12 protein-coding genes are annotated in these 15,424 nt (G+C 48.0%); 2 read left to right on the top strand and 10 right to left on the bottom strand.

Features of this window, described 5'->3' with window-relative positions; genetic code table 11:
* Positions 1-23: 23 nt before the first annotated feature.
* From BLR73_RS13915 to hpt, 6 genes are all read right to left on the bottom strand, one after another.
* Positions 24-1,091, bottom strand: coding sequence for an endonuclease (locus BLR73_RS13915; protein WP_176763706.1), 1,068 nt, complete (start codon positions 1,089-1,091; stop codon positions 24-26).
* A 75-nt stretch (positions 1,092-1,166) separates the two neighbouring features.
* Positions 1,167-2,696 carry a BACON domain-containing protein gene (locus tag BLR73_RS13910; protein ID WP_091862998.1) on the bottom strand — a complete coding sequence of 510 codons (1,530 nt, stop codon included), beginning with the start codon at positions 2,694-2,696 and terminating at the stop codon, positions 1,167-1,169.
* A gap of 20 nt (positions 2,697-2,716) precedes the next feature.
* The gene (locus tag BLR73_RS13905) at positions 2,717-6,007 is read right to left on the bottom strand and encodes a TonB-dependent receptor (RefSeq protein ID WP_091862995.1); all 3,291 of its coding nucleotides are present in this window, start codon (positions 6,005-6,007) and stop codon (positions 2,717-2,719) included.
* Between the two features lie 142 nt (positions 6,008-6,149).
* Positions 6,150-7,319, bottom strand: coding sequence for a GTPase ObgE (gene obgE / locus BLR73_RS13900; protein ID WP_073047626.1), 1,170 nt, complete (start codon positions 7,317-7,319; stop codon positions 6,150-6,152).
* Complete coding sequence (locus BLR73_RS13895; protein WP_091862992.1) at positions 7,320-7,892, bottom strand: adenylate kinase; 573 nt, start codon at positions 7,890-7,892, stop codon at positions 7,320-7,322. It lies immediately after the preceding gene.
* A 30-nt stretch (positions 7,893-7,922) separates the two neighbouring features.
* On the bottom strand, positions 7,923-8,459 hold the full coding sequence (gene hpt, locus BLR73_RS13890) for a hypoxanthine phosphoribosyltransferase (RefSeq protein WP_013062998.1): 537 nt from the start codon (positions 8,457-8,459) through the stop codon (positions 7,923-7,925).
* A 91-nt stretch (positions 8,460-8,550) separates the two neighbouring features.
* Between hpt and BLR73_RS13885 the strand changes: the two genes are divergently transcribed.
* The gene (locus BLR73_RS13885; protein ID WP_013065352.1) at positions 8,551-10,062 is read left to right on the top strand and encodes an NAD(P)H-hydrate dehydratase; all 1,512 of its coding nucleotides are present in this window, start codon (positions 8,551-8,553) and stop codon (positions 10,060-10,062) included.
* Positions 10,059-11,141 carry a DUF4831 family protein gene (locus BLR73_RS13880; RefSeq protein ID WP_091862989.1) on the top strand — a complete coding sequence of 361 codons (1,083 nt, stop codon included), beginning with the start codon at positions 10,059-10,061 and terminating at the stop codon, positions 11,139-11,141. The genes BLR73_RS13885 and BLR73_RS13880 overlap by 4 nt, the downstream gene beginning before the upstream one ends.
* Before the next feature lie 28 nt (positions 11,142-11,169).
* Here BLR73_RS13880 and BLR73_RS13875 read toward each other — a convergent pair whose 3' ends face one another.
* From BLR73_RS13875 to BLR73_RS13860, 4 genes are all read right to left on the bottom strand, one after another.
* Positions 11,170-12,159, bottom strand: coding sequence for a M28 family peptidase (locus BLR73_RS13875; protein ID WP_091862986.1), 990 nt, complete (start codon positions 12,157-12,159; stop codon positions 11,170-11,172).
* Positions 12,160-12,161: 2 nt separating this feature from the next.
* Positions 12,162-13,877 (bottom strand): fused gamma-glutamyl-gamma-aminobutyrate hydrolase/peptidase, encoded by a 1,716-nt coding sequence (locus BLR73_RS13870; RefSeq protein ID WP_013064111.1) that lies wholly within the window; start codon positions 13,875-13,877, stop codon positions 12,162-12,164.
* The gene (locus tag BLR73_RS13865) at positions 13,874-14,353 is read right to left on the bottom strand and encodes an Lrp/AsnC family transcriptional regulator (protein WP_013064402.1); all 480 of its coding nucleotides are present in this window, start codon (positions 14,351-14,353) and stop codon (positions 13,874-13,876) included. The genes BLR73_RS13870 and BLR73_RS13865 overlap by 4 nt, the downstream gene beginning before the upstream one ends.
* A 111-nt stretch (positions 14,354-14,464) precedes the next feature.
* A complete protein-coding gene (locus BLR73_RS13860) occupies positions 14,465-15,424 on the bottom strand; it encodes an FKBP-type peptidyl-prolyl cis-trans isomerase (RefSeq protein WP_033150475.1) in 960 nt (319 codons plus the stop codon).

Below are 15,424 nucleotides of genomic sequence, written 5' to 3'. Positions count from 1 at the left end.
TCTAAGTACTTTTCAAAAGCCTTTTATTTCACGATTATCTTCTTGTTCTTGCGGATGTAGATACCCTTCTTGAGGTTCTTACCATCTACGCGCTGACCACGGAGATTATAGATAGCGCCATCGTTCTCGATAAAGATACTCTTAGTAATCTCTTCGATACCAGAAGTTACAGGCACGTAATTGTTGTAGCTGAAAGCATCGTCCTTCTTACTACCCCAAATATACTGCTCCAAACCGGGATAATCAACAAACGGATTGCGATTGCCCTGAATGCCAAAAATGGCCTCATTGCGCTTGATTTCCTTCTCGCTTACGGGATCGTTAGCAGCCCAACGCAGCAGCATATTCAGCGCCCACTCCTTGAAGAACGGATAAACAGAACCATCAAGCATGGTATTATCGCTATTATCCCAGTCCTCAGGCGTACGGGTTACACCTTTCTCGTTTTTATACGACTCATAGCAAGTGGCCATATAGAAGTATACACGGGCCAAATCGCCTTTATACTCGTCGTTTGGTTCAAAAACACGACCATTCTGACCACTTACCTTGTAGCCAAGCTCGTCCTTACAACGACCGAACTTTGAGAAACCGCCCTCCGACTGCTTGGTAATATTCTCACCAACCTCGCCATAAGGATAGTTTGAACGGAAAGTGTTGATATAGGCATCGGTAGGAAACAGATGATGCAGGTCTGTGTACATGGGATATACAGCGGTAGTGTTGTACGGCTGGTTTTTGTCTTCCTTAAACCAGCTCTTGGGCATAGCGTGCTCACGATTATAACGCTGAGCCTCTACGTCCCAACCTTCGCCCTTATCACGATCGGTTTTAGGGGTGAAGTTTGAAATATTTGAGTAGATATCCCATATCTTGCCATCCTCACGAATATCGTAAGTTTCAATCGCATCCCATACGCCATAGGTGTACGTCTGGATGGTATGCGGACTGATGATGGCGAAAAGGGCTGATTTAAGCTCAGCAGCCTTCTTACCATCAGCATTCTGATAGTAGGTGCCTGTTTCGTAAGGTCCTTGCGCCCATACGGTAAGTGTTGAAAGAAGGAAAAGAAAAAGTAAAGATTTCTTCATAAGCATTTCTTTTTAGGGAAAAAACTCCCGATACCACTATTCGGGCATCGGGAGTAGTTATATATAAGTAATGTATTACTCAGCGTGCTTGAACGAGAAGTTAATACCACCACAGAGCTCAACGAGTCCGTTGTAAGTATCCTTATAACCAATCATAGTCAACTCGTCACCAACCTTAATGTTGTTGTCGGCAATGAAGAACTTGCGATCGTTACCAGTAGCACCCCAACCAGCGTAGCAACCGTAAACGTAGAGTTCGTTAGTGCCATCGGTGAGGTAGAGGTTACCGTAGTCGTTATCCTTACCATTGCTACCCTTCAGTGAGCTGATAGTACCCTTAACCATATAGTAAGTGTTCTTATCATCGGGCTTAGACAGGAACTCAGCGATGGTTACCTCTGTTACAGGAATCACCTTCTCGAGCTGTGCGCCAGTCATCTGGGCAGTACCCTTATACTCACCGCGCTTACCTACGAGTGTAACGATGTCGCCAACCTTCAGACCCTTAGCCTGGAAGTCGCCCTTAGCACCGATACCATATACATAAGCCTCGCCTGAGAAGTCCTTGATGTAAATATTACCATAAGATGCATTGGCTACGCTCTGGATTACACCAGTAACGCGATACTGTGAGTTGCTAACAGGAGCAGCAAGGAACTGAGCCACATTGCACTCAACGATAGCACCCTTCTGAGAGATAGTAGCCTGTGAGCTGTACTCCTTAGAACCATCGGTGGTCTTGAAGGTAACAGTTGTCTCACGGTCGCCACCCTCGTTAGCCTTAGCATAGAAGGTAACAGTTGGGTTAGTACCTACTGTTGAAGAGGTAACACCCAGCCAATCCTTAGCGTCGGCAGGAATCTCAACAGCTACGCCAGTACCCTTGCAGGTGAGGTGAGCAGTGATCTCGCCACCAGCTACAGGCAACTCAGTAGCCTTAACGCCACCAACTGTGAGAGAATCAACCTTGATGAGTGACTTAACAATCTTAACAACAGTTACGTCAACCAGCTCTACAGTACCATTATAAGTAGTCTTTGGACCCTGAACAGTAATCTGGTCGCCTACCTCGAGGCCCCAGCTGCTGAAGTTCTTGGTGCTACCCTTAGAGTCGAGTGTACCATAGATGTAAACCTCACCAGTACCATCGTTCAAGTACCAGTTACCATAAGTGGTATTTACAATGCTGGTAACAGTACCAGTTACCTGATAAGTCTTAGAGTCGGGACCAGCCAGAACCTCAGCACAAGTAGCAGGGCTGATAGTTACAACACCCTGAATGATGTTGATGATCTGAGTCTCGTCGCCACAGTTAAGCTTTACTGAACCGCTACGACCCTCGGCAGCGTCGGCCGAGAAAGTGATAGTACCGTTACCTGTACCAGAGGCAGGTGAAACGGTGAGCCAGGTGGGAACCTCAGTAACAGTCCAGCTACCATTGGTGGTTACATCGATAGAGGCAGAACCACCAGCAGTGTTCAGAGCTACATACGACTGAGAAACGCGAATTCCCTCAAGATAGGTAGCATCCTTACCGTCAGAACAGCTTGTGAATACAGCTGCTACAACTGCTACGAGAGACGGAATGAAATATTTTAGTTTCATATTAATCTTACCTTAATTAATTAGTTGAAATAATACTTGATACCTACAGAAGCGTACCAGCACTGACCGATAGCGTAGTTGGTAGTCCAAGTCTGAGTATTACCGCTGATAGAAGAAGGTGTAGAGAAGGTTGCATAACCCTGTGCATCAACGCCCTCGTACTTCAGGATCTTAGCCTCGCTACCAATCTCAGGATTCAGGTGCTTAGCAACACCCCAAGAAGAGTTGAAGAAGTTAAGAACGTTCTTCATATCGAAGGTGAGCTGCAGCATGTGCTTAGTCTGACCTACGTTGAACTTGAAGTCGTGCTTGTAACCGAAGTCGATGCGGTGTACCCATGGAGAGTAAACGCTGTAAGCCTCGGCGTAAGTACCCTGATGCTTGCTCAGGTAGCTATCCTTATGAACATAGTCCATGAAGCGAGTCAGGTCGTCCTGAGTCTTGAAGCGGAAGTCGCCTGTACCAACACCTACCTGATCATCTGTTGGGATATAGATAGCGTCGTAGTTGTAACCGTCGCCGTTCATATCGTTAACAGTTGTGTAAGAGTAGTTGTAGCCACCACGATATGCCTCGTAGATGAAGTTATAGTGGTTACCGCACTTATCGTGGATAGTAGCAGAAGCGATCAGACGATCAGGAGTTACATACTGAGAGTTGTGCAACTTGATGTTGTTTGGACCCTCGTAAGTAGGAACGTATGTGAAGGCAGACTCAGCAGCCGAACCAGGCATACCGGTAACCTCCTTAGATACAGTGTGAGTATAAGCAGCCATCAAGCTAATCCAATCAGCAGGCTGAGCGTTCAGAGTAACGTTAGCACTCCAACCGTAACCCTTGCTGGTGTTCTCGAGCACGAATGCCTTTGTACCGCTGCGGAAATCATCGGGGAAGATAGGACGGTTGTCGGCACCGTTGAAGCGAGCGAAACCACCTACGTTCTTAATGCTCCAGTCAGAGATTGACACAGCATTGATAGTCTTGTTGTAGATACCCTCAACAGAAACTGAGAATGGGAAGTCAACAGGCAGCTGATAGTCGATAGCAACAGAAGTCTTCCATACCTGAGGCATCTTGAACTTAGGATCTACACCGTTAACAGCTGAAGGAACAGTTCCGTCCTCAGGCTTAACAGTTGTAGGATAGCCCAGGCTCTGCAGCTTAGCAATCATATCGCTAACCTTGGTCATAGGACCACCAGCGAACTCGTCCATAGAGAAGCCCTTCTTGGCAGCGTTCTTCTCGTTGATCTGTGCCTGATACTGTACCAGACCACCGTTGGTTGGCATGTTGGTGAAGAATACCAGAGGCAGACGACCAGAGAAGAGACCAGTACCACCACGAACCTTCAGGCTCTTGTCACCGAATACATCGTAGGTGAAGCCGAGACGTGGAGAGAAGGTGATGCTGTTCTTAGGCCACTTACCGGTATCGATGTGACGACCGTTGTAGTCGAGGTTCAGAATAGCAGCGTTAGTCATCAGGTCGCTGTTGTTGAAGAACAGACCGTCAACACGCAGACCGTATGTGAGCTTCAGCTTATTGTTAACGTTCCACTCATCCTGAGCATAGATACCAGGACGGTTGAACTGTACGCGAGCTGCAGGAGCAGCCTCACCATCGTAACCGTAAGTCAAGCAGAATACCTCAGGTGTGCTGTTGAACAGCATATCTGGCTGCAGTACACCGCCTACATACATATCGTCGGTGATGTTGTAGCGATAGTAACCAGAACCATTACGCATGTACTGGTTGTCGGCCATCTGATGCTCGAAGGTAATACCAGCCATAATCTTGTGGTCGCCCAGATAATAGGTAACATCATCCTTGATGTTCCAGATAGTGTTATGAACGGCGTTGTTCCAAGTAAACAGCTCGTAACCGAGAGCCATATAGTTATCGCCATCGCGAGTGATATCGATGAATGGGAACTCAGCAGAGTTAGTGCCACGAACGTCGTCGAGCTTAGAGATAGTAGCCAGGAACTGGTTCGACAGGTTGTCGGTCAGACGGCTGTTCAAATCCAATGACCAAGAGTGAACGAGGTTCTCCATTGAGTACATTGAGTTAGCGAACGACATTGAAGTCTGTGACATACGGTAAGAAGCCATACGAGTACCACCGTCCATAGAAGTACCGTTAGGCGAGTTCCATACATTATTCTTTGTATAGTTATAGCGCAAAGCCAGGTGATGACGATCGGTGATGTTCCAGTCCAAACGAGCCATCAGCTTGTAGTTGCTCTCATCAGCAGGGAAGCTGGTCCATGAACCGGTATCATAACCATACTTGCTGGCCATGTACTTAGAAACAGCCTCAAGATCCTTGTTAGTAGTACGAGAGATGTAGTTGTCGGCATCAGCCTTACCATCATCTGAACCCTTCCAACGGTTAACGATTGAAGGAATCTTGATCATTTCACCGTTTACGAAGAAGAAGAGCTTGTTCTTAATGATTGGACCACCCAGTGTGAAACCGTAAGTAGTAGTCTGAGCCTTCTCACGAGCGCCCTGGATCTGCTGACGATTTACAGCGTCACCCTGCATGTTCTCGTTCTTGTGGTAAACATAAGCACTACCCTTGAAGGTGTTAGTACCCGACTTGGTAATAGCGTTTACACCACCACCGATGAAGTTGGTCTGACGAACATCGTATGGAGAGATAACAACCTGCAACTCCTCGATAGCATCGATAGAGATTGGGTTACCACCACCAGGCAACTTGTCAGAAAGACCGAAGTTGTTGTTGAAGTTAGCACCATCAACGGTGAAGTTAGCGTTACGACCATCGCTACCAGCGAAGCTCATGCCGTTACCTCCGTAAGGAGACAGACGTGTTACATCTGTAATAGAACGGCTAACGGTTGGCAGGTTTGTGATCTGCGTACTGTTAATGTTAGTAGCAGCACCCGTCTTCTCAGCAGCAAACTTTGAAGCCTTACCGCTTACAACAACCTCTGCAAGTTCGGTAGCATCCTCGGTGAGGAATACATTCAGATTGTAGGTTTCAGCCAGCTGGAGGGTAATACCCTTGACGGTTTTGGGCTGGAAACCAATGTAAGAGATGGTCACTGCGTAAGGACCACCAGTACGCATACCATTGATCGAGAAACGACCTGTGGTATTAGTTACTGCTGTGTAACGAGTACCAGAGGGCTCGTGTACAGCCACAACTGTAGCACCGATGACTTCCTCGCCATTTGCTGTGTCGAGGGTCACCTTTCCAGCCATACTTGAAGTTGTGATTTGTGCCATCAATGTTAACGAGAAAGTTAACATCAATGAAACCAGAAAGAGCAATCTTTTCTGCATAAACTAGAACTGTTTTAATTAATTAAATGAGCGGAAAAATTCCGGATTGTTTAAATTTCGGTGCAAAGGTATGAAAAATTTTCCGATTTAATGTTATAAATCGGCTACTTTTTTTAAAAATCGTGAAAATTGTTGCGTAACGTTAGGCCTCGTCCTCGAAGTCCTCGTACTCAAAGTCCTCGATATCTTCGATATCATCCTCGTCGATGTACTCGATATCCTCGTCCTCTCCCTCGTCAGCAAGCTCCTGAGCAAAACGGCTCATATCCTTGTCGCGATGTACCAGCGAATCCTCTGAGGTGATGACGTTAAGCTTGTTGCTTTCGGCATTCAACTCGTTCCAAAGCACATCCTTGAGTTCGTCGAGACCATAACCCGTTACGGCTGAAATGAATACCACAGGCAGATCCTGAGGCAGGGTTTCCTTCAGCATCTCAACCAACTCCTCATCAAGCAGGTCGCACTTGGTAACGGCCAGCACACGATGCTTGTCGAGCATTTCGGGATTGAACTGCTGAAGTTCGTTGAGCAGAATCTCATACTCACGCTTGATATCATCGGTATCACCTGGTACCATGAACAGCAGGAGCGAGTTGCGCTCAATATGTCGTAAGAATCTAAGTCCCAAGCCCTTACCTTCAGAGGCACCTTCGATAATACCAGGAATATCGGCCATCACAAACGACTTGTTGTCGCGATAACCTACAATACCCAGCGAAGGCTCCATCGTAGTAAATGGGTAATTGGCAATCTTGGGCTTAGCATTTGACAGCGATGAGACCAGGGTAGATTTTCCTGCATTAGGAAAACCTACCAAGCCCACATCAGCTAAAAGTTTCAATTCAAGAATAATGGTCATCTCCTGCATGGGCTCACCAGGCTGCGCATAACGGGGCGCCTGATTGGTGGCTGTGCGGAACTGGAAGTTACCCAATCCGCCACGACCGCCCTTAAGCAGCATGACTTCCTGACCATCGTATGTAACATCGCAGACATACTTACCGGTTTCGGCATTATACACCACGGTGCCACAAGGCACATCAATGTAAACATCCTTTCCGTCGGTACCATGACACTTATCGCGACCGCCATTTCCACCGTGCTCGGCAAAAATATGGCGCTCGTACTTTAAGTGGAGCAAAGTCCAGTAGTTATGGTTTCCACGCAGAATAATGCTTCCGCCTTTTCCACCATCACCACCATCAGGACCGCCATTGGGATTATACTTTACATGGCGCAAGTGCATACTGCCCTTACCACCCTTTCCAGAGCGGCAGTAAATCTTTACGTAGTCTACGAAATTACTCTCCATTTAGATATTGTCAATAACCTGGCAAATGTCTGCAAAAATGCGGTCGAGCTCACCCAGACCGTCGATGTGATAGTGAACACCCTCCTGCTTGTACCACTCGATAAGTGGCATTGTCTGAGAGTGGTAAACCACGAGACGCTTCTTGATGGTCTCCTCATTATCGTCGGCACGGCCGCTCTGCTGACCACGCAGAATGAGGCGCTTCATCAGCTCGTCCTCGGGAACATCGAGCTCGATCATAGCAGCAACCTTGTCGCCACGCTCGTCGAGCATCTTCTTCAGGGCCTCGGCCTGTGGGATGGTGCGGGGGAAACCGTCGAAGATAACACCCTTGCTATCACGTCCGAAGCTATCGTAAACCGAAGCGAGAATGCTTACCATCAGATCGTCGGGGATCAGCTGTCCCTTCTCGATATAGCTGACAGCAGTCTTACCCAGCTCGGTACCATTCTTAATTTCACCACGAAGTACATCACCAGTTGAAATGTGGTTCAAACCGTACTTCTCAATCATCTTATCACTCTGTGTTCCCTTACCTGAACCGGGAGCACCAAAAATAACGATATTCTTCATTATCCTGATATTTAGTTTAATTTAAGTTACTTACTCGATAATGGTGTACACATCTTTCAGTCCGCGACCCTGCTGATCGTAATCAAGTCCGTAACCCAGGATAAAGTCGTCAGGAATGCTGAAGGCAACATACTCGGGGTTAATCTTCTCCTTCAGCTTGCTGGGCTTGAAGAAAAGGGTGCAGATATGAATAGATGCGGGATTACGTGTGCCTAACGACTCAATCATCTGCTTCATGGTGAGTCCGCTCTCCACGATATCCTCTACAATAATCACCGTACGATTGGTCAAGTCTTCGTTGATACCGAACACCTCCTTGATTTTACCAGTAGAAGTGGTACCCTGATAAGAGGCCAGCTTAACAAACGAAATCTCGCAAGGAATAGTCATCTCGCGCATCAGATCGGCAGCAAACATAAAAGCGCCATTCAGCACACCTAACAACAGAGGATTCTTGCCCTCCATATCCTTACTAATCTGCTGTGCAACAGCCTTTACACGCTCCTTAATCTCAGCCTCCGTAATGGAGATCTTGAACGACTTGTCCTTTATCTTTACGATACTCATACGCTGAAAGAATTAAAAATTTGTGCAAAATTACAAAAAATCTGCCAAACTCTATCATTCATTAGCAATTTTTTCGTATTTTTGCACCATTATGAAGATATTTACGAGCGCACAAGTCCACGAATTGGACAAATACACCATAGAGAACGAGCCCATTAAGTCGGTCGACCTGATGGAGCGTGCCGCTAAAGCCCTGACCCAAGCTATCGCCGACAGCTGGGGTTATACCACGCCCGTCATCATATTCGCAGGTCCAGGCAATAATGGCGGCGACGCACTGGCCGTTGCCCGCATGCTGATTGACAAAAACTACGATGTAACAGCCTACCTTTTTAACATATCAGGTCATCTCTCGGAAGACTGCATGATAAACAAGAAGCGTTTGATTGAGAAACGCTCGAAAGCGCTGATTGAGGTAACCCAGGAGTTTGAGCCCCCACAGTTAGAGGAGGGCATGCTGGTGGTTGACGGACTGTTCGGATCGGGCATCAACAAGCCGTTGGCCGGTGGTTTCTCGTCGCTCGTGAAATACATCAACGCATCGCCCGCTCAGGTGGTAAGTATCGATGTGCCATCGGGACTGATGACCGAAGACAACACTTACAACGTAAGAGCCAACATTATCCGTGCCGATATGACGCTGACACTGCAGTTGCCAAAGCTGTCGTTCCTGTTCCCCGAAAACCAGATATTCATCGGCAAACTGAAGGTGCTGGATATCCGACTGAGCAAACAGGGCATGGAGAAGATTGATGCCAACTACACGCTGCTGGAGGAGAACGACGTGCGCCCACGCCTGCTGAAGCGCGACCCGTTTGCCCACAAAGGCAAGATGGGTAATGCCCTGATTATTGCCGGCAGCTACGGTATGGCAGGTGCTTCGGTGCTGGCCACCAAAGCATGTTTGCGCGTAGGTGTAGGAAAGGTCACTACCCACACACCCAAACGCAACTGCAACATTCTGCAGGTGAGCGTTCCCGAAGCCATCATACAGTTCGACAGAGAGGAAACCACTTTCTCGGAGGCGGTTGACACCGAAGACTTCAATGCGTTGGGCATTGGTCCTGGCTTGGGAACCAGCGAGCAAACGGCAATTGCCATCATTGCACAGCTGCGCCGCAGTCAGTGCCCCACAGTGGTAGATGCCGATGCCATTAATATTCTGGCCAGTCATCGCGCATGGCTGCAGCAACTGCCCAAGGGTATCATCATGACCCCCCACCCCAAGGAATTCGACCGTTTGGAAGGTCATTCGGGCGATAGCTTTGAGCGTCTGATGAAGGCGCGCGATCTGGCTGAGCGCCTGCAGGCCTACATCGTACTGAAAGGGCACCACACCTCGCTGTGCCTGCCCGACGGTCATATCATCTTTAACTCTACTGGTAATGCCGGTATGGCTACTGCCGGTAGCGGCGACGTGCTAACAGGTATCATCACAGGACTGCTGGCTCGTGGCTATAATCAAGAAAACGCATGTGTTGTAGGTATGTATCTGCACGGACTGGCTGGCGACATTGCCGCTCGCGAGCTGGGCGAGGAAAGCGTAATAGCCAGCGATTTGATTCAGAACTTGCCTTATGCATTTAAACGACTTAATGAATGAAATTATTTAGCACTTTATTGATAGCCTTTACATTAGGCACTGCCAGTTCGCTGGCACAAACCGTAATCAGTTCGTACAAACCTGGTGTTACCAGCGAGGGCGCCGTATATTATCTGCCCAAAACAGCCATCCGCGTTACCATGCAGGTGGAGAAGAGTACCTATACCCCAGGTGAATTCTGCAAGTACTCGGAGAAATTTCTACGTATGAAAGATGTGCCCGCCAGCGCATCTACCAAGTATCGCATCCTGTCGGTAAAGCAGGAGCCATTTGCTGTAGCCGACACATCGAAGTGTTACGCTGTGAAGTTTGATGCCAAGACATCGGCCTGCAACGTACGCCTGAGCGACAAGGGTATCCTGCTAGCCATCAACACCGATGCCAAGCAGCAGTCTAAGAGCAATTCTGCCACAGTGCAGCAGATCCGTCCTTTAAAGAAATCGCCCAAATCGTATCTGAACGAAGAGATTCTCTCGGCAGGCAGCACCGCCAAGATGGCCGAGCTTACTGCTCAGGAGATCTACGAGATACGTGAGAGCAAAAGCATGCTGGCCAAGGGCCAGGCCGACTTTATGCCTAAGGATGGCGAGCAACTGAAACTGATGCTGGAGGAACTGAACACACAGAACGAGGCGCTCACCAGCCTGTTTATCGGCACCACCGAGAACGATACCACCACACATACGTTTACCTACGTGGTTGACAAGCCAACGAAACGCGATGTACTGTTCCGTTTCTCGCCTGATTACGGAGTGGTTGACAGCGATGATTTGTCGGGTACACCTTATTATATTAATATAGAGGACCTGAAAACGGTTGACGAACCTGCGCCCGTAGATCCCAAGAAAGCTGCCAAGCCGCAGCAGTCGGGCATCTATGTAAACATCCCTGGTAAATTGCGCTCAACCATCTTCGATGCTAAGAATCAGATTGTCAGCAGCGAGTTTCCTGCAGCACAGTTTGGCAATGTAGAGCTGCTGAGTGGTGCTTTGTTCAACAAGAAATACACCACACGCCTACTTCTCAACACCTTGACAGGCGCCGTAGAGAAGTTGGAAGCCGAGCAACCTAAGAAATAAGAATTACAAGAATAAAAAAATTCAGGTACTACTTCTCGGAGAAGAGTACCTGAATTAATGTCTGCCCTACTGCCTGTAGGGTATTTTTGTCGATATGTTCCATATCATCGTTAACGGTATGCCAAGTAGGTCCGAACGAACTCTGCTCGCAGTTAGGATAATAAGGGATGATATCGATAGTTGGAATCTTAGCCTTGGTGTTCACCGAGATATGATCGTCGGTAACGCCAGTACCCTGCTGCGAGGGGAACAAGCTACCGTAACCTACTACCTGAGCAGCGCGCCATACTTTCTCTACGATATGATTGGCATACTGAACAGACATGGCCTCTTTATAGAACTGCGCACCCTGACCGCCTACCATATCAAGCAGGATACCAAAGCGGGCACGATAGCCTTTCTTATGCAGATTAGTCGACCAATACTGAGCACCAAGCGCCCACGAGTCACTATCGAAATTATCCTCGTTCCACTGTGGTACGCCCCAGTCTTCGGCATCAAAGCAGATAAAATCAACACCAAGCTGCAAGGTATCCTTAGAGAGCAAACGGGCAATCTCCAACATCACAGCCACGCCCGATGCACCATCGTTAGCAGCCATCACAGGTGTTTTCCAGTTAGCCTCGTCGGGATCGTTATCAGCCCAAGGACGACTGTCCCAGTGGGCACACAGCAATACGCGGTCGGTCAGATCAGGACGATAGCTGGCAATGATGTTGGTGCTGTTGAGCGATGTACCATCGTAGCCCTTCAACACAGCTTTCTGTGGGGTTACCTGCATGCCGAAACTCTCGAACTTTGAGATAATCCACTTTTCGCAATCGTCATGCGCCTTGCTGTTCATGGTTCGTGGACCGAAATCGCACTGAGCCTGACAGTACAGATAAGCACTATCGGCACAGAACACAGGACCAACAGGCTGCAAAGAAGCCGACTCATCGGTAGTCTGCTTCTTTAAATTACCACAACTGGCCACCAAAAGCACCAGCGATATAACCGCAAAAATATTCTTATTCATGTTTAATATCTAACTTTTTGAACTTCCTCCATCACACGCAGGAAGTTACCACCCCAGATTTTCTGGATGTCGTGCTCACTGAAGCGACGGGCCAGCAATCTACGGGTAAAATTAATCAGTTCCGACGAATCGGCCAAGCCACGAACACCACCGTCGCCATCAAAGTCGGTACCAAGACCCACATGGTCGATACCCATCACATCAATGGCATGCTCTAAGTGAGCAATCACATCGTTGATGGTAGCCTCGCCATCCTTCTTCAGGAATCCGTGATAGATGGTAGTCTGTGCGACGCCACCTTTCTGTGCAAGGGCACGCATCTGGTCGTCGGTAAGGTTACGAGGATGATCGCAAAGCGCACGTGCCGACGAGTGACTGCAAACAATAGGTTTGCTGCTGATTTCGAGCGCCTGATAGAAGCTCTCCTCGCCAGCATGGCTCATATCAACAAGCACGCCCAAACGGTTCATCTCCTTGATAACCTGCTCGCCGAAAGCACTCACACCATGATGCGTGTGCTGTGTTTTCGAAGCCGAATCGCAAATATCGTTATCACCATTATGACAGAGAGTCATATATACGATACCGCGATCCACAAAATGCTGCAGATTCTCCAGCTTACCGTCGATAGCGATACCGTTCTCGATACCAAGCATAATGCTCTTCAAGCCCTGATGCTTGTTCATCCAGAGGTCGCGAGGCGTGTTAGCGATACGTACATAATCGCTGTTCTGACCCACAATCACCTCAATCTGGTCGAAAATGCTATCAGCAAAGGCCGTAGGATTCTCGGTTGGCTGGGGCAGATAAGCTACCATGATGGTAGCATCCTGACGACCTTCGGTCATCTTGTGCAAATCTACAAGAATCTTGGGGTCGCGCTGCTCAAAGTGTATGCCCTGAGGAAAGAACATAGGTGTATCGCAATGGGTATCGAGTGTAAGCACACGATCGTGAGTGGTATGAGCTTCACGAAAACTCTTGGCCTCGTTAACCAACCACTGGAACAAGGGCAGGCCTTCTTCCAAACACTCGGGATGCCACTGAACACCCAATATCGATTTAAACTCGCTACTCTCCATCGCTTCGATGATACCATCGGGCGACTTGGCTATTACTCTGAACTTATCGCCAGCTTCGGCCACAGCCTGATGATGGAACGAGTTAACCATCACCTTGGTAGATTTATAAATATCGAACAAACTTGAATCTTCGTCGATAATCACGCTATGTGTAGGTTCCGAACGGTCGGCATCCTGCGAATGCTTGATGGTTGCCACATCGCTGATGTCCTGTGCCACCTTGCCGCCAAACGCTGTAGCCAGCGTCTGGATACCACGACAGATACCCAGCATAGGAATCTGACGGTTGTAGGCCAAACGGGCAATCAACAATTCGGGCAGGTCGCGTTCCTGATTGATACCATGCAGCTTGGGCGAAGGCTCCTCGCCTGCCCAAAGGGGATTGATATCACCTCCACCACTCAGTATAAGGGCGTCGATATGCTCTAAGGTATTTACAATTACATGCTTATCGGCCACAGGCGGAATAACAACGGGCACACCACCTGCTGCTACTACCGACTGATAATAGCCTCGACCCAACTTACATGTCAGGTCTTCGTAATTGCCAGTAATACCAATCACAGGACGCTTCTCAGCTTCTGGGAAGTGGGCATACACATCATTCAGATGCGACTGGAGTTCAAATCTGCTCATAGCTTTTTGTCTTCATCGTCGAGCACGATGGGAATCTCACGTTTCAAACTCTGTTCCAACGAGATCAATGTTTCGGTAGCAACTACGCCAGGAATACCCTGCAGCTTGCCATTCAGCAATTCCATCAGCTGCTCGTTATCCTTAGCATAGAGCTTAACCATCATCGTATAAGGACCAGTAGTGAAGTGACATTCTACTATCTCGGGGATATGCTGCAAACGCTCTACCACCTCTTTATACATCGATCCCTTTTCAAGGGTGATACCCACGTAGGTACAAGTAGAATAACCTAAACTCTTAGGATTAACATCGAAACCACTACCTGTAATCACTTCGGCATCAATCAGGTGCTGAACACGCTGGTGGATAGCAGCTCGCGATACATTACATTCTGCAGCAACATCCTTGAAAGGAATACGTGCATTCTTGGAAAGGATACTCAGAATCTTTTTGTCCAAAAAATCAATTTTTTCCATTTTTTCTCCCTTTAGTTACATTTTGTCAGCAAAATTACGTAAATTAATTGAACAATGCAACTTTTTTGAAGAAAAAATTAAAAAAGTGTGCCACTTTTGTGACACACTTGCTTATTTCTTAGCTTTTTTCGACGATTTTGCGGCCTTTGCTGGTGCAGGTTTGTCACCTACGATTCCAACAAGCTCAATATCGAAAATCAACGCGCTGTAAGGTTTTATTTGTCCGGCATCGCGACTACCGTAAGCCAGTTCAAAGGGGATATAAACCTGCCACTTTGAACCTACAGGCATCATGGTAAGTGCCTCGGTCCAGCCCTTGATCACATCAGTTGGACGGAACTCAGCAGGCTCGTCGCCATGATTTCTTGAGGCATCGAATACGGTGCCGTCGATCAGACGACCCTCGTAATGTACCTGTACCTTATCGCTGGTGGTAGGCACAGCACCTGTTCCCTGGGTAAGCACCTTGTACTGGAGTCCGCTGGGCAGTGTAATCACACCATCCTTCTTAGCATTCTCGGCCAGGAACTGACGGCCAGCCTCGCGGTTTGCGCCATAGAGTCGCTCTTCCTTCTCAGCCTTGTTGGCCTCCATCTTGGTTCTGAAGATGTTCTCGGCAGCATCTACCTTAAAGAAAGTAGTATCCTGCAGCAGGGCATCGGTAAAACCTTTGAAGAAAGCACCCGAAACCAACGAGTCGGGAGTTCCCTCAAGTTCTTTAGCCACACCAGGCATCATGCGGTCAACCAGCTGCTGAGCGATGGTGATACCCATCATATAAGCCTTCTCCTGGGGATTGTCGAGATTTCTTGAAACAGTCTCGTTAAATCCACGTACAAAATCTGCCATGTAAGCGGTATCCACCTTCTGCTGAAGCAGAAAGTTAACCAAACCCATTGTGCTACTCATACCTGCAGTATAGCTGATAGAATCAGAACTGGTAGCGAGTTTGAAAGCCTCAACAACAGGAGCCTCCTCCTTTACTACCACCTTCTTTTTCTTGGCAGCATCTACTGTAGATAAAGAAGCACCCGCCACGAGGGCGAGTGCAAATATCAATGACTTCTTCAT

The organism is Prevotella sp. khp1, from assembly GCF_900102205.1.
Classification (GTDB): Bacteria; Bacteroidota; Bacteroidia; order Bacteroidales; family Bacteroidaceae; genus Prevotella; species Prevotella ruminicola.
Note: the sequence above shows the minus strand (reverse complement) of the source record. Positions and strands in the feature narration are given on the sequence as shown.

Excerpts from the sequence above, each read along its gene's own strand:
- BLR73_RS13865 (WP_013064402.1), bottom strand. The coding sequence starts at position 14,353 with ATGGAAAAAATTGATTTTTTGGACAAAAAGATTCTGAGTATCCTTTCC.
- BLR73_RS13875 (WP_091862986.1), bottom strand. The coding sequence starts at position 12,159 with ATGAATAAGAATATTTTTGCGGTTATATCGCTGGTGCTTTTGGTGGCC.
- BLR73_RS13870 (WP_013064111.1), bottom strand. The coding sequence starts at position 13,877 with ATGAGCAGATTTGAACTCCAGTCGCATCTGAATGATGTGTATGCCCAC.
- BLR73_RS13860 (WP_033150475.1), bottom strand. The coding sequence starts at position 15,424 with ATGAAGAAGTCATTGATATTTGCACTCGCCCTCGTGGCGGGTGCTTCT.
- BLR73_RS13910 (WP_091862998.1), bottom strand. The coding sequence starts at position 2,696 with ATGAAACTAAAATATTTCATTCCGTCTCTCGTAGCAGTTGTAGCAGCT.
- BLR73_RS13895 (WP_091862992.1), bottom strand. The coding sequence starts at position 7,892 with ATGAAGAATATCGTTATTTTTGGTGCTCCCGGTTCAGGTAAGGGAACA.
- BLR73_RS13905 (WP_091862995.1), bottom strand. The coding sequence starts at position 6,007 with ATGCAGAAAAGATTGCTCTTTCTGGTTTCATTGATGTTAACTTTCTCG.
- hpt (WP_013062998.1), bottom strand. The coding sequence starts at position 8,459 with ATGAGTATCGTAAAGATAAAGGACAAGTCGTTCAAGATCTCCATTACG.
- BLR73_RS13885 (WP_013065352.1), top strand. The coding sequence starts at position 8,551 with ATGAAGATATTTACGAGCGCACAAGTCCACGAATTGGACAAATACACC.
- obgE (WP_073047626.1), bottom strand. The coding sequence starts at position 7,319 with ATGGAGAGTAATTTCGTAGACTACGTAAAGATTTACTGCCGCTCTGGA.
- BLR73_RS13915 (WP_176763706.1), bottom strand. The coding sequence starts at position 1,091 with ATGAAGAAATCTTTACTTTTTCTTTTCCTTCTTTCAACACTTACCGTA.
- BLR73_RS13880 (WP_091862989.1), top strand. The coding sequence starts at position 10,059 with ATGAAATTATTTAGCACTTTATTGATAGCCTTTACATTAGGCACTGCC.